This window comes from Virgibacillus siamensis (genome assembly GCF_900162695.1).
Classification (GTDB): domain Bacteria; phylum Bacillota; class Bacilli; order Bacillales; family Amphibacillaceae; genus Lentibacillus; species Lentibacillus siamensis_A.
Genome location: NZ_FUIH01000007.1, coordinates 1620789 through 1639230, shown reverse-complemented (window position 1 = coordinate 1639230; position 18442 = coordinate 1620789). Strand labels below are relative to the sequence as shown.

The 18442-nt window shown below is 41.1% G+C and carries 20 protein-coding genes and 2 other annotated features; of the genes, 17 read left to right on the top strand and 3 right to left on the bottom strand.

The window, feature by feature from the left end; translation table 11 throughout:
• On the top strand, positions 1-1008 hold the full coding sequence (locus B1K71_RS12080; RefSeq protein WP_077327244.1) for a phosphotransferase: 1008 nt from the start codon (positions 1-3) through the stop codon (positions 1006-1008).
• Here the strand turns inward: B1K71_RS12080 and B1K71_RS12075 are convergent.
• Positions 1005-1193 (bottom strand): hypothetical protein, encoded by a 189-nt coding sequence (locus B1K71_RS12075; protein ID WP_077327242.1) that lies wholly within the window; start codon positions 1191-1193, stop codon positions 1005-1007. The genes B1K71_RS12080 and B1K71_RS12075 overlap by 4 nt on opposite strands.
• Before the next feature lie 113 nt (positions 1194-1306).
• Positions 1307-1540, top strand: a binding site (T-box leader).
• Between the two features lie 100 nt (positions 1541-1640).
• Between B1K71_RS12075 and B1K71_RS12070 the strand changes: the two genes are divergently transcribed.
• On the top strand, positions 1641-4283 hold the full coding sequence (locus B1K71_RS12070; RefSeq protein ID WP_077327240.1) for a valine--tRNA ligase: 2643 nt from the start codon (positions 1641-1643) through the stop codon (positions 4281-4283).
• A gap of 31 nt (positions 4284-4314) precedes the next feature.
• On the opposite strand, the gene B1K71_RS12065 is transcribed toward B1K71_RS12070, so the two are convergent.
• Positions 4315-5178 (bottom strand): ATP-grasp domain-containing protein, encoded by an 864-nt coding sequence (locus B1K71_RS12065; protein WP_077327238.1) that lies wholly within the window; start codon positions 5176-5178, stop codon positions 4315-4317.
• Positions 5171-6082, bottom strand: a complete 912-nt coding sequence (locus B1K71_RS12060; RefSeq protein ID WP_077327236.1) for an ATP-grasp domain-containing protein — start codon at positions 6080-6082, stop codon at positions 5171-5173. The genes B1K71_RS12065 and B1K71_RS12060 overlap by 8 nt, the downstream gene beginning before the upstream one ends.
• A gap of 94 nt (positions 6083-6176) precedes the next feature.
• Here B1K71_RS12060 and B1K71_RS12055 point away from each other — a divergent pair, with 94 nt between their 5' ends.
• The 15 genes from B1K71_RS12055 (at position 6177) to obgE (ending at position 18419) form a co-directional block, all read left to right on the top strand.
• On the top strand, positions 6177-7490 hold the full coding sequence (locus tag B1K71_RS12055; RefSeq protein ID WP_077327234.1) for a bifunctional folylpolyglutamate synthase/dihydrofolate synthase: 1314 nt from the start codon (positions 6177-6179) through the stop codon (positions 7488-7490).
• Positions 7491-7607: 117 nt separating this feature from the next.
• Positions 7608-8531 carry an SPOR domain-containing protein gene (locus B1K71_RS12050; protein WP_077327232.1) on the top strand — a complete coding sequence of 308 codons (924 nt, stop codon included), beginning with the start codon at positions 7608-7610 and terminating at the stop codon, positions 8529-8531.
• A 168-nt stretch (positions 8532-8699) separates the two neighbouring features.
• Complete coding sequence (radC, locus tag B1K71_RS12045; protein WP_077327230.1) at positions 8700-9389, top strand: RadC family protein; 690 nt, start codon at positions 8700-8702, stop codon at positions 9387-9389.
• Between the two features lie 240 nt (positions 9390-9629).
• Positions 9630-10667: a rod shape-determining protein gene (locus tag B1K71_RS12040; RefSeq protein ID WP_077327229.1), complete on the top strand. Its 1038-nt coding sequence runs from the start codon at positions 9630-9632 to the stop codon at positions 10665-10667.
• Between the two features lie 12 nt (positions 10668-10679).
• Complete coding sequence (gene mreC, locus B1K71_RS12035; RefSeq protein WP_077327227.1) at positions 10680-11567, top strand: rod shape-determining protein MreC; 888 nt, start codon at positions 10680-10682, stop codon at positions 11565-11567.
• On the top strand, positions 11567-12112 hold the full coding sequence (mreD, locus tag B1K71_RS12030) for a rod shape-determining protein MreD (protein WP_175631902.1): 546 nt from the start codon (positions 11567-11569) through the stop codon (positions 12110-12112). The genes mreC and mreD overlap by 1 nt, the downstream gene beginning before the upstream one ends.
• A 38-nt stretch (positions 12113-12150) precedes the next feature.
• The gene (gene minC / locus B1K71_RS12025) at positions 12151-12837 is read left to right on the top strand and encodes a septum site-determining protein MinC (protein ID WP_077327224.1); all 687 of its coding nucleotides are present in this window, start codon (positions 12151-12153) and stop codon (positions 12835-12837) included.
• Complete coding sequence (gene minD, locus B1K71_RS12020) at positions 12830-13627, top strand: septum site-determining protein MinD (RefSeq protein WP_077327222.1); 798 nt, start codon at positions 12830-12832, stop codon at positions 13625-13627. The genes minC and minD overlap by 8 nt, the downstream gene beginning before the upstream one ends.
• A 141-nt stretch (positions 13628-13768) precedes the next feature.
• Entirely contained in the window at positions 13769-14545 is a 777-nt protein-coding gene (locus B1K71_RS12015; RefSeq protein ID WP_077327220.1) for a M23 family metallopeptidase, read from the top strand.
• Positions 14535-15395 carry a site-2 protease family protein gene (locus B1K71_RS12010; RefSeq protein ID WP_077327219.1) on the top strand — a complete coding sequence of 287 codons (861 nt, stop codon included), beginning with the start codon at positions 14535-14537 and terminating at the stop codon, positions 15393-15395. Before B1K71_RS12015 ends, B1K71_RS12010 begins: the two co-directional genes overlap by 11 nt.
• Before the next feature lie 70 nt (positions 15396-15465).
• Positions 15466-15541 (top strand) — a sequence feature (ribosomal protein L21 leader region).
• Positions 15542-15554: 13 nt separating this feature from the next.
• Positions 15555-15863, top strand: a complete 309-nt coding sequence (rplU, locus tag B1K71_RS12005; protein WP_077327217.1) for a 50S ribosomal protein L21 — start codon at positions 15555-15557, stop codon at positions 15861-15863.
• Positions 15864-15874: 11 nt separating this feature from the next.
• A complete protein-coding gene (locus B1K71_RS12000) occupies positions 15875-16204 on the top strand; it encodes a ribosomal-processing cysteine protease Prp (protein WP_077327215.1) in 330 nt (109 codons plus the stop codon).
• 13 nt (positions 16205-16217) lie between these two features.
• Positions 16218-16508: a 50S ribosomal protein L27 gene (gene rpmA, locus B1K71_RS11995; protein WP_077327213.1), complete on the top strand. Its 291-nt coding sequence runs from the start codon at positions 16218-16220 to the stop codon at positions 16506-16508.
• A gap of 91 nt (positions 16509-16599) precedes the next feature.
• Complete coding sequence (locus B1K71_RS11990) at positions 16600-17127, top strand: Spo0B domain-containing protein (protein ID WP_077327211.1); 528 nt, start codon at positions 16600-16602, stop codon at positions 17125-17127.
• An 11-nt stretch (positions 17128-17138) separates the two neighbouring features.
• Positions 17139-18419: a GTPase ObgE gene (gene obgE / locus B1K71_RS11985; protein WP_077327209.1), complete on the top strand. Its 1281-nt coding sequence runs from the start codon at positions 17139-17141 to the stop codon at positions 18417-18419.
• The last annotated feature ends 23 nt before the right edge of the window (positions 18420-18442 follow it).

The following is an 18442-nucleotide window of genomic DNA, read 5'->3' as shown; positions in this document are numbered from 1 at the left end:
ATGGAAAACATTGAAAAGGCAGCTGGGGCATTTAACCTCTTTCCGGTCAAAATGGAGCAAATAACGGATCGGGTATATCAGATTGATACCGGTCAGCACCAATATGCCATAAAAAGGAGCAGTCTCGGCAAAAAGGCAAAGGCATTACCGGTATTTGAAGAGGTTTATCGACGAGCCGCCAAACATACCATTACATCAATCCTGCCGGTATATTTAACAAGGCATGCCGGATTATACACGGAACAAAACGGTCAGATTTATTATGTGACGCCTTGGATTTCAGATGACGTAAACAATAATGAGCAGGTCATACAATCCATTTATAAATCCATTGCGGATACACATGCCAAAACAAAAAAAGTCTCCCATATGGATACATCACCTGTTATAGAAAAATTTGCGAATTACCAAAAAAGGTGTGCAGCCAAGCAGAATAAATTGCTGGAATCTGTTGAGTTGTTTGAGCAAAGGCGGTATATGTCACCGCTGGAGCTGCAGGTTTGTACACACTTTCACATATTAAATGATGCATTTGCGGAACTTGATCGAAAAATCGGGGACTTCAATTTCGAACTTGGGGCTACAAACAAATGGAATGTCTGTTTGTGCCACGGAAATTTGAAGTCGTCCCATATTTTGCATGGGGATGAACCGTATTTAATAAATTGGGAAAAGGCATCAATTAATAATGCAATAACGGATCTGGTGGTTTTTTTCAAACACCAGCTGTGTCATTGGTATCAAACATCCGACAAATTGATGGAACATTTTTCAGTCTATGCTTCAAGAAATTCATTGAATCAGGCGGAAATTAATCTGCTTTCTTTACAAATGCTTGATCCACAAAGATACATAACGACTTTGGACGCTTATTTGAGGGGATCTGATGATACTATGACTTCCCGGACGATTCAGTTGGAGTCCGCTCTACGTCAGATTAAATTCGGACTGTATTGTTCCAAATATCTGGAGGAACAATATTCCGACCTTTCACAGGCTGATGACTAAATCCATTCCAGATAGAATGCAATAAAAATGCCTACAAAAATGCCAAGCAGAAATACATCAAGTGAAGTTGGAAACAGCAATGTGCGAATCAATTGAAAAATGAGAAGGGGAAGTGTTACTCTTTCGCAAACGATAATGCATTTTCGACACCATGAAGGCAGTTTGTATCGATAATACCTTGACATGTTTATCACCTCTTTCTTATGTGTATAATAGTATATGATAAGAACTGGTTTATTCGTGCACCATAAAAACAGTTGATTTTACAAGGTATAAGCGATAGAATAAGATGTAATATGAAAATGCAGTGACAGGGAAGAGTACAAAATAATGCCTTTAAGAGAGGGAAACACGTGGTGGAAGTTTCCCAGGTATCATTGTTTTGGAAGGTCGCCCTTGACGCAGCCTCTTTGAAAGATTGACAAATCAGTAGAAGAGTGCCGGCTGTTGACCGTTATCCATGAATGAAGTGCACAGACAATGTTTGTGAACAAAGGTGGTACCACGGAAATATATCCTTTTCGTCCTTTTATCGGGATGAAAAGGATTTTTTATTTTTCCAGGCAGATGAGAAGTCCGCATTTGGCCAGGACCTTTGGAAAGCCAATTTATTTAAAAAGGAGGAAAATCAAATGAAGGATGAAGCAAATACATCGATGTCATCCAAGTATAACCCGCAGGAAATTGAAAAAGGCCGTTATAAGTTTTGGGTTGATGGTAAATTTTTTGAAGCAACAGGAGATCCGGAAAAGGAACCATTTTCAATTGTAATTCCGCCGCCGAATGTTACAGGAAAGCTGCATTTGGGCCACGCCTGGGATACGACGATGCAAGATACGATTTCCAGAATGAAACGCATGCAGGGCTATGATGTGTTGTGGCTGCCCGGAATGGATCATGCGGGGATTGCCACTCAGGCAAAAGTTGAAGCAAAATTAAAGGAACAGGGCACTTCACGTTATGATCTCGGCCGCGACAAATTTCTGGAAACGGCATGGGACTGGAAAGGGGAATATGCCGCGTTTATCCGCTCACAGTGGGAGAAGCTCGGCTTGGGCCTGGACTATTCCCGGGAACGTTTCACGCTTGATGAAGGATTGTCAAAAGCAGTTCGTGAGGTTTTTGTCACGCTTTATGAAAAAGGGTTAATTTATCGTGGAGAATATATCATTAACTGGGATCCGGATACGAAAACAGCCCTATCCGATATTGAAGTTATCTATGAAGAAGTCCATGGCAAATTCTATCACATGCGGTACCCGATTAAAGACAGTGATGAAACGATTGAAATCGCCACAACCCGTCCGGAAACGATGCTCGGTGACACGGCTGTTGCTGTACACCCGGAAGATGAGCGTTATAAGCACCTGATCGGAAAAACGGTTGTATTGCCTATTGTTGGTCGTGAAATGGAAATTGTTGCAGATGATTATGTCGATATGGAAATGGGTTCCGGAGCTGTTAAAATTACACCGGCACATGATCCAAATGACTTTGCAATCGGCAATCGTCATAATCTTGAACGAATTTTAGTGATGAATGAAGATGGATCAATGAACGAGAATGCCGGGAAATATCAGGGGCTGGATCGTTTTGAGTGCCGTAAGCAAATTGTGAAGGATCTTCAGGAACAGGGTGTACTATTTGACATTGAGGATCATACACATCAAGTTGGCCATTCGGAACGCAGCGGGGCTGTTGTTGAACCGTATTTGTCCACTCAATGGTTTGTCAATATGCAGCCGCTTGCTGATGCGGTTATTGACATGCAAAAGGGAGATGGAAAGGTTAATTTTGTGCCGGAACGATTTGAACGGACCTATCTTCATTGGATGGAAAATATTCGTGATTGGTGTATATCCCGGCAATTGTGGTGGGGGCACCGTATTCCGGCCTGGTATCATAAAGAAACAAATGAGATTTATGTCGGTAAGGAAGCGCCAGCGGATTTGGAAAATTGGGAACAGGATGAAGATGTACTGGATACGTGGTTTTCATCCGCACTTTGGCCATTTTCAACGATGGGGTGGCCGGAAGATACCGATGATTTCAAACGTTATTTTCCAACGGATGTTCTTGTAACAGGATATGACATTATTTTCTTCTGGGTGGCACGGATGATTTTTCAGTCGAAACAATTTACGGATGAACGGCCTTTTAAGGATGTGCTGATTCATGGCCTGATTCGCGACGCGGAAGGCAGAAAAATGAGTAAATCACTCGGCAATGGTGTTGATCCAATGGATGTTATTGAAAAATATGGTGCAGATTCATTGCGTTACTTTTTACTTACCGGATCAACCCCTGGTCAGGATTTGCGATTCCACTGGGAAAAAATTGAATCAACTTGGAACTTTGCCAACAAAGTGTGGAATGCCTCACGTTTTTCACTGATGAATATGGAAGGTTTCACTTACCGGGATATTGATTTAAGCGGTGACATGTCATTGGCTGATAAATGGATTTTGACCCGGCTGAATGAAACCATTGAACAGGTTACGAAGAATACGAATAAATATGAATTCGGTGAAGCCGGTCGTTATCTGTATAATTTTATCTGGGATGAATTGTGTGATTGGTATATCGAAATGGCCAAGTTGCCGTTATATGGAGATGATGAGAAACAGAAACGAACAACACAGTCTGTTCTTGCCTATGTTCTTGATAACACGATGCGCATGCTTCATCCATATATGCCATTTATAACGGAGGAAATTTGGCAGCAGCTGCCACACCAAGGTGAATCCATTACGGTTGCAGCTTGGCCACAGGTGAAAACGGAATTCCATGATGAAGCAGCTTCCAATGAAATGAAACGACTTGTTTCCATCATCAAGGCAGTACGGAATATTCGTGCAGAGGTAGATACACCAATGTCGAAACAAATTAAACTGATGATCCAGACCGAAAATGAAGAAATCACGGCTGAATTGGAAACTAACAGACATTATTTGGAAAGATTCTGTAATCCGGATGTGTTAACCATTAGCACTTCTGTGGATGCTCCTGACAAAGCAATGTCAGCAGTTGTAACAGGTGCTGAATTATTCCTGCCGCTCGAAGGTCTGATTGATTTTGATAAAGAAATCAACCGCCTCGAAAAAAAGCTTGAAAAGTGGAATAAAGAGGTTGATCGTGTTCAGAAGAAACTTGCGAATGCAGGATTTGTGAATAAGGCACCGGAAGCAGTTGTAGAAGAAGAACGAAAAAAAGAGCAGGACTATAAAGAAAAGCAGTCAAAAGTAAAAGCAAGGCTGGAAGAACTAAAGTCATAATCGGAAAAACAGAACAAAGCGGAAATTCATTTTAAGATGGATTTCCGCTTTTGATATGTGACACATACTTTTCCAGAATGTTAATATTACTGACTGCGCTGAGGGTACGTGAACCGACGACATCTTCTATTTCATTTAAAAGTAATCTTCCATCATTGTCGAGCAGAAAATCGATTCCGACCATGCCAAAATCAAAATGGTTGATGATGGATTGAATCATTTTTCGTTCGGTGTGATTTAACGGGTACCATGATGCAGTACCGCCCAATTTATAGTTGGAGCGAAAATCTGTTGTGCTATTCCGTAATACTGCTCCAACAATTTCTTTCCCGACAATAAACACCCGGACATCCTTTCCAAGTTGTATAGAATCGATTGACTGGATAACCAGATCGCCGGAAGCAGCAGTCATAAGGCGGGACTCCCATTCCTGCCGGTTATGGATCATATATACCTGTTGTCCGCCGCGTCCAGCCGCCTCTTTTAAAACAACAGGATATGGTATGGGGGGATCAATCCGCTTTATTTCATTCCCGAGAAAGATGGTATCAACCATTGGTATGGACAGTTCGTTCAAATGAAAATGAGTGCGTGCTTTGTTATTGCACATTTCAGAGATTGCTGCCCTATTAAAAACACGTATTTCTAAAGCTTCGAGGAAATGGCTCAGCATTTGGTCAATTGTGCGAACGATTGCGAAATCTGGTAAAGATACCTGTTTATGATTAATCAATACGGTTCGTTTGTTATCGATAATGCCTGCAGTCATTTCCTCGCGCAAGATCAAGGATAATTTCAGGTTTTGTTTTTCAGCTTCATCGATAAACCATTTTATGAACGAATTATTCTGTTCCGCATCCTGTTTTTGATAAATCAGCCACCCGTGTTTATTCATGGTATCCTCCGTTTTGCATGATTTTCATAATATGGCCAATGATCGATTCAGCAACATTTATACCGGTACAATTATAAATATTTCGTATATGGGCATTTGAATTAATTTCACATACGAGCCGTTTTTCATTTGGTCCCAACAATAAATCAACCCCTGCAAATTCAGCACCGATAGCCTTTGTTGCGGCAATCGCCAAGTTCATTTCATATTCTGATGGCCCATACGGCTGCATGGCACCCCCAGCTGTCACATTTGCCCGAAAATCATTTGGCGCATGTCGCATCATGGATGCAACTACTTTTTCACCAGTAACATGGAGACGAATATCCCTGCCATAGCTGGTTGAGACAAATTCTTGCAATACAAAAGGTTTTCCTTGCAACTCCTTTAGTTTGATATACATTTCGTCTTTATTTTGAACAAGATAGACCTGTTCTCCAAATGATCCAAATGCTTCTTTAATAATCATTGGAAAGCCGAATTTATCAATGGCCGCTTGATAATCATCCGGATTGAATGATGGAGATGAAGCAAACATTTTTGGTGCGGCAACTGTTCTTGGTATAGGCAGACCGTGAAAAGCCAAAGCCTGATAAGATGCGATTTTATCATCACTAATTTCAATTGTCCGAGCACTGTTGAATACCTGGACTCCCAGAAATTCAAGCTGACGTGCCAAATAGATGTCTTTATCTGTGAAAACAGCGAAATCGGGTAAGCCCATACCGTTATTTCGAAGCAGGTCCAGTGAAGTCTCCGTTAAATATGACAGCAGTTCATTATTTTTGACGATTTTTGTTTGAACGTTTTGACGCTCAGTTGCCGCTTGTATCCATTCGGCAAAATCCAAAAATTTATTACCCGGTAAGTGTCCGTTATATATAATCCATCCTTTTGGGTTCATTTTAAAAGTTCCTTTCTTACGTACAATTTGATTTTTTTAATTGATATACTTATTCTAGTGTTTATGATAATAAAAGAAAAGCGGTGTACTTTTTATGTTTAGCAACTTTGCACAAGTAGAGGACTTTTTTAATTCAAGAAAATTGTACGGAATGAAACCTGGTCTCGATCGGATACACAAATTGCTTCAAATGCTTGGAAATCCGCAAGATAAAATTAATGCCGTCCATGTGGCAGGAACAAATGGTAAAGGATCTACAGTTTACTATCTTAGAAATGCTTTAATTGCAAATGGATATTCTGTAGGAGTGTTTACGTCTCCAAGTCTGGAAGGGATAACAGGACATATTTTGAAAAATGATAAGATGCTTCAGCAATCTGAGTGGATTGCCATTTTGAACAGAATGCTGCCGTGTATCAGCGAACTAGATCATGATGCGAATCACCCGACAGAGTTCGAGATTATAACCGCTGCAGCATTCCTGTATTTTGCTGACAATGTAGAAATAGCACTGATTGAGGCGGGTATGGGAGGAAGAGAAGATACAACAAATTGCTTTTCACCATTATTGTCTGTCATCACGAATGTGGAAAAGGACCATATTGCTTTTTTAGGTAACACAAAAACCTCTATTGCGTATCACAAGGCAGGTATTATTAAGAAGGATAAACCGGTTATAGTGGGAGAAATGGAAACCGGAGCACTAAATGTGATCCGTGAAGAAGCGGCAGAGAGAGATGCACCAGTTTACCACTTATCGCACGAGTTTCAATATAGCTTGCCAATACAGTCTGAAATCAGCCAGTCGTTTGAATGGACGTTGGGCGATAGGGGTCTGCTGCTAAGGGTTACTCTGAATATGCATGGTATCCACCAGGTTAAAAACGCTTCCCTTGCCATCATGGTATTGAGGCTTCTTCGGAAACGCGGCTATGTACTTGATTGGAACAGATGTCTTGATGCCCTGTATCAAACCGTTATCCCGGGAAGGTTTGAACGCATCGGCCCTTCACTTATTCTAGACGGTGCCCATAATCCGGCTGGCGTAAATGCCTTTATCAAAACACTTGGGAATGATCAAACCGAGACGAAACATTTGATTTTTGCTGCATTTCGGGATAAAGATCTTGAGAAAATGCTACGGCTTCTCTGTGACCGTTTTTCCACTGTTACATTAACGAGCTTTGATCATCCAAGGGCAGCATCCTGTGATGAATTGATGGCAGCTGCCCCCGATTCAAATAAAAATATAAAAGTGATAAGGGATTGGAAAGAAGCAATTCAATTAATCCCGGAAAACAGCTCATCCTCTTTATGCTGGTATGTTACAGGTTCATTGAATTTTATTGATGAAGTTCGAAAATACATCCATTTTCGGAGAGAACAGGAAGAACAGCGAAATGGATGATTGTCCAATGAAATCAGATTCTGTTGAAAAGTTTTTTCGATAGGGTGACAATTATCGTCTTACTTTTTATACCTTCTGTGCTAGAGTGAAACAAATTGGCATATGGAGGGGAATTGATTGGGCAAAGATAAACCAATAATCGTATGGATGAATGGAAAAAAGACACGAATGAATCGAAATGATGATTCCTTGAAAAAGCAATCAGATTCTCAGCTTCATCAAAAATATGCTGCTGCGGCTTTTGAGGATACAGATGATGAAGAACAAATACCTGCCCTTGTTCGCCGGCACGATACAAAAGATGGGGATAGTTTTCGGCCGACAGGCAAATTTAATGTATTTAAGCCATTACTGATTGCTATATTGAGCGCATTGCTGATTGGAACTGTCATGGGAGTTTTCATGCTGAATATGTTTGTCGATATTGATGATAGTTTGGCACAACAAAATAATGGCATTGCCACGTCATCCATTGATGGCGAAAATACTGATAAAGAAGACAATGAAAATACACCCGGTATAAGCGGTACAGTTGCACCAATCCAGGCGTTTGTTCTACAAGCAGGAGTTTTCAGCGGTGAGCAAAACGCCTCGGAAATGGCTGATTCATTCAAAAACGCCGGGTTTTCTGCAATGCTTTGGCAAAAGGATAACCAATTTTATGTGTTTGCGGGTGTAGCCAGCTCAGAGGCTGAGGCGAAAAAGCTTGCAAACCAATTTTCCAAAGCGGATCTTGACGTATACGTAAAAGCGTGGTCGACGGAGTCATTTCAATTAAAGATGAATGGTGATGCGGAAAAGTGGATGCAGCAGTTTCAGAAACAATGGCAGCAGGCTGTTGGTTCACTCAGTTCAGGGGAGTCCATATCAATGGAGGATTGGAACCAGTTGGTCGAGGCGGATTTGGAAACAACAACAGAAGTAGGAGTGTTTGCTGATCAGCTCGATAAGGAGCTGAGCGCTGTTTCAGATAATTATTGGAACAAAAACATTGCAATGCTGCAATTGTGGAAAGACTTATCTGATTTATCCGCGAAATAATTTACTTTTTTGATTTTACACGGCAAGAGAAGGGTGAAAAATATCTTTCCTTCTAGTGATTTTCTTGTTTTTTGACGTGCAGGCGATGTAAAAATGGAATTATGGGGATTTGTCCAGCAACTGTAAAGTGGGTAAGATGAAGCTAACTTTATTCAAGGAGGATAAATTATGGCTTCATCAACCATTATGATTAAGGATGTACCAAAGGAGGACCGTCCCCGGGAACGAATGCTCAAGCTGGGAGCAGGTCACCTGTCCAACCAGGAACTGCTTGCCATCCTGCTTGGCAGTGGAACAAGAGAAGAATCAGTGATGACACTGTCCAATCGGCTGCTGATGCATTTTGAAGGATTGAATTTATTAAAGGATGCTACGATTGAGGAATTGACTTCCATAAAAGGGATAGGAACGGCCAAGGGAGTTCTGCTTTTGTCTTCGTTGGAACTGGGACGGAGAATGAGCCAGTATAAACCGAGTGAAAGGTATGTTATTCGTTCGCCTGAAGATGGTGCGGATTATGTAATGGAGGAAATGCGGCACCTGAACCAGGAGCATTTTGTTGTATTGTTTCTAAATACTAAAAATCAAATTATCCACCGGCAGACAATATTCATCGGAAGTTTGAATGCTTCCATTGTCCATCCTCGCGAGGTCTACAGAGAGGCAGTAAAGCGATCCGCAGCTTCCATTATTTGCGCACACAATCACCCCTCAGGCGATCCAAGCCCTTCACAGGAAGATATTCATGTTACCCGGCGTTTGGTTGAATCCGGAAAAATGATTGGAATCGAATTATTGGACCATTTAGTAATAGGTGACCGTAAATTTGTATCACTAAAAGAAAAAGGATACTTATAACACTATCTATTTTATTTATTTTTTCGTATAATTGTATAGAGTGATGAACATGTTGGCGCCAGTTTCCGATTTTCCATGAAATTGGCGCTTATTATGATTGATATTGTATCTTTTATAAATTTACATTACAGGGAAAAAATGTTATATTTTGATGCCTGATTGAAACATAAAGGATAAATAGATATAGTATTATTACATAAATATAGAGACGAATTCGTTGTTTGGAAAGGAAGATTCTTTTTGGGAAGATTCAGTTTATCACAGGACTTGGGGATAGATTTGGGAACGGCCAATACACTTGTTTTTGTGAAAAACAAAGGTGTTGTTGTACGTGAACCAACAGTAGTTGCCAAAAATCTGCAAACTGGTGATGTTGAAGCAGTGGGCAGTGATGCACGGAATATGATCGGACGGACACCGGGGAATATTTCAGTTGTGCGTCCTATGAAAGATGGTGTCATAGCTGACTATGATACGACAGCGGTTTTGATGAAGTATTATATAAAAAAAGCGATGAAGAACCGTTCATTTTTCGCCAAAAAACCGAATGTTATGATATGTGTTCCATCAGGCATAACAATGGTTGAGGAACGCGCTGTTATAGATGCCACCAAACAGGCAGGGGCAAAGGATGCATATCCGATTGCTGAACCCTTTGCAGCGGCAATTGGTGCAGGATTGCCTGTTTGGGAACCGACCGGAAGCATGATTGTTGATATTGGCGGAGGAACGACGGAGGTTGCCATCATTTCGCTTGGCGGTATTGTGACAAGCCAGTCAATTCGTAAGGCTGGTGATAATATGGATGAAGCAATTACCTACTATATTCGTAAACATTATAACTTAATGATTGGGGAAAGGTCAGCAGAGTCTATTAAAATGGATCTTGGAGCCGCCGGCGAGGTTAAAGAGGATATTGAGATGGATATTAGAGGCCGCGATCTGCTTACGGGCCTTCCGAAAACCATCACTATTACCGCAAAGGAAATCGCAGTGTCATTACGGGATACGGTGGATTCCATTGTAAATGCAGTCAAGTCCACCCTCGAGAAGACACCACCTGAACTTTCAGCAGATGTCGTCGAACGGGGTATTGTATTATCAGGCGGTGGTGCTTTATTGCGGAATTTGGACAAAGTCATCAGTGAAGAGACAGAAATGCCGGTGTTTGTTACTGATAATCCGCTGGACAGTGTAGCTATTGGAACCGGCAAATCTTTGGAATACATTCAGCACTTCCGCTCCCATCCGAATGTATCATCCCGTTCAACTGAGTAGGAAGGTGTTCGTATGCCATTTTTCCAAAAAAAACGACTATTTATCCTGCTGATCGGGATTATTGTACTTGTTGCATTAATCGGATATTCCTTACAAGACAGGAAGAATCTGACAACTCCGGAACAGTTTGTAAAAGATACTGTTGGATGGGCACAAACTGTAATACATACTCCGGTGACTTTTGTAACGAATGTTTTTACCAATATTGATGATCTGAAAGATACATTTACAGAAAATCAGATATTGCGTGAAAAACTGGCACAATATAAAACGCTGATCTATGAAGTGCAGGAACTAAAAGAAGAAAATGAAGAACTGCGTAAAATGCTTGATAAAACAGAAACGGGATCAATCCGTGAGTTTAATCCGATTCAGGCAACTGTTCTATCCCGTTCACCTGAACGCTGGATTGAGCATGTTACCATTAACAAGGGAAAACAGGATGGTGTAAGGGAAAACATGGCTGTAATTACGGCTGAAGGAATGATTGGAAAAATCCAATCCGCATCGCAATTTACATCTACTGTACAGCTTTTGACCGGATTTGATCAATTTAACCGGATATCAGCGACGATATCACGGAAAAAAGGTAACGATATTTTTGGACTTATCGAGGGATATGATAAAGAGTCCGGTAATTTATTGTTTAAAATAATCGAGGAGTCCGATAAGAATTTAAAAGAAGGGGAACTTGTTGTTTCCTCTGGAATGGGCGGTGTATTCCCCGCCGGTCTCCTGATTGGAACGGTTAAAGAAGTGAAACCGGATAAATACGGATTAACACGAACTGCATTGGTGGAACCTGCAGCAGATATGTACGAAATCAATAATGTTATTGTGGTTGACCGTGTTCTAAAAGAACAGGAATCCTCCAAAAAAGATAAGGAGGAAGAAAAATAATGAAGCGGCTTATTATACCACTTATTTTATTCCTGTTTCTGATACTGGAAGGGGTAGCATTGGAACTTCTTCCGGCCACACTTGTAAAAGGGAACTTGGTTATTGTCCCTCACTGGGTGCTGGCATTCCTGGTTATGATGGCTATCTTTTATGATCGGGAAGATACATATATGTCAATATTATATGGCTTGGTATTTGGTTTGCTTATTGACGTTGTGTATACAGGTGTTTTGGGAGTTTATATGTTCACGTACGCATTGGTTATCTATATTATTCACGGTCTGACAAAAGTACTGCATGCAAATATATTCGGCACCATTGTTCTGGGGTTAACAGGACTTGTGTTGGCCGAAGCCTCCATAAATCTGATTTTCTCTGTGGTGGGGTTATCTGAAATGGAGTGGGGTACTTACTGGTTACACCGGATGCTTCCAACAGTGTTGGCGAATTTATTGTTTATGCTGCTCTTGTATCCTTTTATGAAACGGTGGCTTGTTGATTGGCGGGACGATAGCAACCTGCGAAGTAAATCTGTGTACTTATAACATTCAAATTGACCAGGTCTTAACGAGGTGAAATGGAAATGCCGGACAACAAACAATTGATTACCATAAAAGGAACGAAAGAGGGGCTCACATTATTTATTAATGATGCATGTTCATTTGATGAAGTGCTGGATGAGCTGCAAGAAAAACTGTCGGTTTATAAGCCGAACAGTGATGAGCCCGAAGTAGCAGTTACTGTAAAACTCGGGAATCGTTATCTGAATGAACAGCAAAAATCACAACTGGACGAATTTATCAGCAATAACAACTATTTTACGGTCCAGACGTTCGATTCGGATGTAATTCGAAAGCAGGATGCAATTAGCTGGAAAGAAGAAAGTGACGTAAAAACAATACACCGTATCGTCAGGTCGGGACAGGTTTTGGAGGTTACAGGAGATTTATTATTGATTGGTGATGTTAACCCCGGTGGAACAGTGGTGACAACAGGCAATGTTTTTGTTATGGGGAGTCTGCTTGGGATTGCGCACGCAGGCTCAAATGGTGATACAGATGCCGTTATAGCCGCTTCCTACATGAAACCGGGACAACTGCGCATTGCAGATTATATTAGCCGTGCGCCTGACTATGAAGCTGACGGCGTTTATATGGAATGCGGCCTTATTGATGGGGAACAGGATAAAATTGTTATTGATCGTCTACAGGCTCTTTCACATAAACGAAAAGACCTAAGCGGGTTTGAAAGGAGAATTCAAAATGGGTGAAGCAATTGTAGTTACTTCCGGCAAGGGTGGAGTTGGTAAAACAACGACGACAGCAAATATAGGTACAGCACTGGCATTGATGGAGAAAAAAGTTTGCCTGATTGATACAGATATCGGACTGCGGAATCTGGATGTTGTGATGGGACTGGAAAACCGGATAATCTATGATATTGTTGATGTTATTGAAGAGCGGTGCAGGCTGAAACAGGCGTTAATTAAGGATAAACGATTTGAATATCTATCATTGCTTCCGGCGGCACAGACGAGTGATAAATCCGCGGTAACAAAAGATGGAATGCTGCATATTATTGAAGAGCTTAAACAGGAATATGATTACATTGTCATTGACTGTCCTGCGGGAATTGAGCAAGGTTTTCAAAATGCAATCGCCGGCGCTGATAAAGCTATCGTCGTAACGACTCCTGAAAAGTCAAGTGTGCGCGATGCGGATCGCATTATAGGATTACTTGAGAATGAAGAAATTGAATCTCCTAAACTGGTAATCAACCGAATCCGAAACCACATGATGAAAAGCGGGGATATGCTGTCAATTGATGATATTATTCAAATTTTGGCAATTGATCTGATTGGTATTGTCATTGACGATGATCAAGTGATTAAGGCATCAAATAGCGGCGAACCAATTGCATTCCAGCCTAACTCAAAGCCTTCGTTAGCATATCGGAATATTGCACGAAGGATTTTGGGGGAAACTGTTCCGCTTCAGTCTTTGGAAGAGGAAAAAGGTGTATTTAAAAAAGTGAAAGAGTTTTTTGGAATACGTTCATAAATTGCTTACAGGCATGCAGCAAGTTTGGCATAAACTTGTTGCATGTTTTTTTTTGACGGTTACGGTGTTAAATGCTTTTATTCATATCTTTTTATCAAGTCTCATACAATTTACAAAAGCTTGGTGAGGGTTGTGAGGGATATGAGCAAAGGAATTAAACAAGTAAGAAAGTCAATCAATGAGCGGAAACGGATGCGGGGTTTAAGTCAGCATGGCAGCACTTCCAAACAGGTTTTTCCCGAATTCCCACAGGAGGAAGAAAAGCATGGGTATGTTCCCATGTTTCACGACAGCAGTGCATTCAATGGCACCTCCGGCAGAAAGGATAAACGGATTTCCTCCCTTGTTGTGAAAGCACTACTGTCTGTAACGTTGTTTATTGCGGTCGCATTATTATTCCAGGCTGATGGGGAATGGTTGACGAAACCTAAAAAATGGACAGGCAGTGTTCTAACGGAGGAGTTTCCATTTGCCAGCGTCAATAAGTGGTATCAGGATACATTTGGGAAGCCAATGGCAATATCCCCTAATCAGGAGCCGTCCACACAGGATGCAATACCGCTCGCAATGCCTGTTGCCGGAAGCGTTTCAGAATCTTTTCAGGAAAATGGGACAGGCATCATGATCAGACCGGGAGAACAGACAAGTGTGACCGCTTTGCGTGACGGTGTAGTCATCTTCGCCGGCAATCTTCCCGATACCGGTAAAACGGTAATTATCCAGCATGCTGACAACAGTAAAACAACTTATGGCTATTTAAGCAACATAAATATTCATTTGTACGAGCCCGTGAATGCCAAACAAAAGCTGGGAACGTTCAAACCGACAACCGAGAAAAAGACAGTTTATTTTGCAATCGAAAAGAATCATACATTTATTGACCCGGTTCAGGTGATTAAAGTTGACGATGCTTCGTAATGCCTTGCCGGAAATACGACTGCATCCGATTTTGATGGTTTTTCTTGTCATTTCTTTTTTAACCGGGACATTTGTATCGCTATTTATTATATTAGCTATTGTAATGGTGCATGAACTGGGGCACTATGTAATGGCTGTTTATTTCAGGTGGCGGATTAGAAGGATTATGATCTGGATTTTCGGCGGGGTAATGGATACGGATGAGCATGGTACAAGACCGTTGTATGAGGAAATACTTGTAACAATTGCAGGTCCTTTGCAACATGTGCTGATTTATTTGGTTCTCCTATTGCTTGCACAGGGTGAATTCATTCCATTGTCACTTATTGACTTGGCTCTTTTTTATAATACGGTTATTCTTGTATTTAATTTACTTCCGGTTTGGCCGCTCGATGGGGGAAAGCTTTTATTTCTCCTTCTGTCATATAAACTCCCGTACAGGAAAGCGTATGACCAGGTTATTCTATTCTCCATGGCAGCATGTATAATTGGGTTGATCGTTCAGTTATTTTTCATGTCATTTACACTCAGTTCTTTTATGTTGTTTCTTTTTCTGCTGATGGAGAATAGAACAGACTGGAAGCAGCGCTATTATGTATTTATTCGTTTTTTGCTCAGGAGATATTATGGTCAGACATATGTAAAGGGACTATTGCCGATTGAGGTATCACATGAAAGTGTTTTAATGCATGTCTTCAGCAAATTTCATCGTGAAAAGAAACATCCTATTTATATTAAATATCCGGGAACACAAAGAAGGTCAATTGATGAGATGGATTGTCTGCACAGTTATTTCCATGAACGGGATGTCCAAAAGACAATCGGAGAAGTAGGCAGTGGTCCATCATAATGGATTACGTGACACATCTTGACAAGTACTGAACAATCATGATAATATCAATACGTTATTCATCGTAGCACCAGTGCTACAACCGCGCAGATCAGGTTTTGAAATTCAAAATTTGAATACCTGTGATGGCGAGTCTTAGTTAATTAAGGAGGTGCAGGTATGTACGCAATTATTGAAACAGGCGGTAAGCAGGTAAAGGTTGAAGAAGGTCAGGAAATTTACATTGAAAAAGTTGCAGCAAATGAAAATGACGCTGTTACATTCGACAAAGTGCTTTTTGTTGGTGGAGATGATGTGAAAGTTGGCGCTCCATACGTAAGCGGCGCAACTGTTACAGCTAAAGTTGAAAAACATGGCCGTCAGAAAAAGGTTACTGTTTTCAAGTATAAGCGCAGAAAGAATTATCATCGCAAACAAGGTCATCGTCAGCCATATACGAAATTAGTAATTGATAAAATTAATGCGTAAAGGTTTTTCGTATGATTAATGTAACTGTATATCGGAAAAACAATCAAATAACAGGTTTTGAATTATCGGGACATGCGGATAGTGGTCCATACGGCTACGATCTGGTGTGTGCCGGTGTTTCGGCGGTATCATTTGGTGCAGTCAATGCAGTTATGGAATTGACGGATACGAAACTGGCAATTGATCAGGGATCAGAAGGCGGCTATCTTCGGGTAACGATACCTGAAGCGGTAGCGCAGGATAAGATGGAACAAATCCAACTCTTATTTGAGGGCATGATCATTTCGCTGGAAACGATTGTACAGGAGTATCGTCAGTTTATAGAGATTGAACATAAATAAGGAGGTGCAGTCAATGCTACGTCTTGATTTGCAGTTTTTCTCACAGAAAAAAGGTGCCGGTAGTACAAAGAACGGCCGTGACTCTGAGTCAAAACGTCTTGGTGCCAAACGCGGAGACGGCCAGTTTGTTACAGGTGGATCTATTTTGTTCCGTCAGCGCGGTACAAAAATTTATCCAGGTACAAACGTTGGCCGCGGTGGAGATGACACGTTGTTCTCCAAAATTGACGGTGTTGTAAAATATGAACGGTACGGACGCGATCGTAAAAAGGTCAGTGTTTATCCGGTTGCCAAAGAAGCATAGTTTTAGCTTAAAAAAACTCCAGCCCGGGTGGCTGGAGTTTTTATTTTACTATATTTTCTGCTATACTCATCTTACTATTGGGGGATGAATAATGAACGAAGAAGATGTGATTAATCTTTTACGGCACTACCGGCATGATTTATTGAATCATTTGCAGGTCGTACAAGGTTATTTGAGCATGCAAAAACCGGAAAAAGCAAAGAATAAAATGAACGCACTGATGGAATTTCTTGATGAAGAACGGAAGCTTGTTAATTTAAATGCACCAGCGTTTGCTCTTTATATTTTGCAGTTTAATACGTATTATGAGAACGTGAGACTTTCCTACACAATACATACGAATCAGCGGGATTTACAAAAGGCTGATAATCTACTTGTCAGGCAATGTGAACAGATTATGATGCACGTATCGGAAATAACTGATAAAATGAATCTTTATACGATACACCTGCAGTTGGGTGACAAGCCGGATCATTCAGGAATGAACGTTGATATTTTTATTGAAGGAACTTTTGCTACAGAATTTAAATTAAATGGTAAGGAAAGCATGGATATGCCTGTACAAGTGAGCCATTGTGAAAATGGTATCGAATGTAACTTTGAGGTTCCATGCAAGTGAGGTGAACAACCATGTTTGTCGATCAGGTTAGTGTTTTTGTTAAAGCAGGGGATGGCGGTAATGGCTTAGTTGGTTATCGTCGTGAAAAATACGTGCCTAAGGGCGGTCCTGCCGGCGGAGACGGAGGAAATGGCGGGAATGTCATTTTTAAAGTGGACGAAGGCTTAAATACATTAATGGACTTTCGTTATAAAAAACATTATAAAGCAAAACGCGGTGAAAATGGGATGAGCAAGAACCAGCATGGTAAAAATGCGGAACCGCTGATTGTTTCAGTGCCGCCGGGGACAACCGTGCACGATGAGAATACCGGTGAAGTTATTGCCGATTTGACCTTGCATAATCAGGAAGCGGTTATAGCCCAAGGTGGACGAGGAGGCAGAGGGAATTCAAGATTTGCCAGTCCAAAAAATCCGGCACCGGCCTTTGCCGAAAATGGGGAACCGGGAATTGAACGTCATATAAAGGTTGAACTGAAATTAATTGCGGATGTTGGGCTGGTAGGATTTCCAAGTGTCGGAAAATCAACACTGCTTTCCGTTATTAGTGCAGCAAAACCTAAAATTGCTGATTATCATTTCACTACATTGGCACCTAATCTTGGTGTTGTTGAAACCGGTGATCAGCGAAGTTTCGTGATTGCTGATCTCCCCGGACTAATAGAAGGTGCACACGAAGGCGTTGGCCTTGGGTATCAGTTTTTGCGGCATGTGGAACGGACAAGGGTGATTCTTCACGTGGTTGATATGGCGGCAACAGAGGGCAGAGATCCTTATGATGACTTTTTGAATATCAATGAAGAATTAAAAGCATATGACTCAAAGCTGGTGGAACGCCCGCAAATAATTGCAGCCAATAAAATGGAAATGCCCGGTGCGGAAGAGAATTTAAAAGAATTTCAAGCTAAGGTGTCAGGGAAATACCCCGTTTTTGCCATTTCGGCTCTGACAAAGCAGGGATTAAATGATATATTATTTGAATTAGCAGATACCTTGGATAAAATCCCTAAACAAGCATCTGAACCGGATAATGCGGAGGAAGAAGTAGTTTACCGCTTTAAAAAAGAGGAAGTACCCTTTGTCATATCACGGGATTCAGATGGTGCTTTTGTATTGTCCGGTCCAAAAATTGAAAAGTTGTTTAAAATGACTGATTTTTCAAGGGATGAAGGTGTACAGCGATTCTCCAGACAGATTCGTGGCATGGGAGTGGATGATGCACTTCGTAAACGTGGAGCAAAAGATGGAGATATTATCAGGTTGATGGATTTTGAATTCGAGTTTATTGAGTAATACAACACATGGTAAAGAGGGGA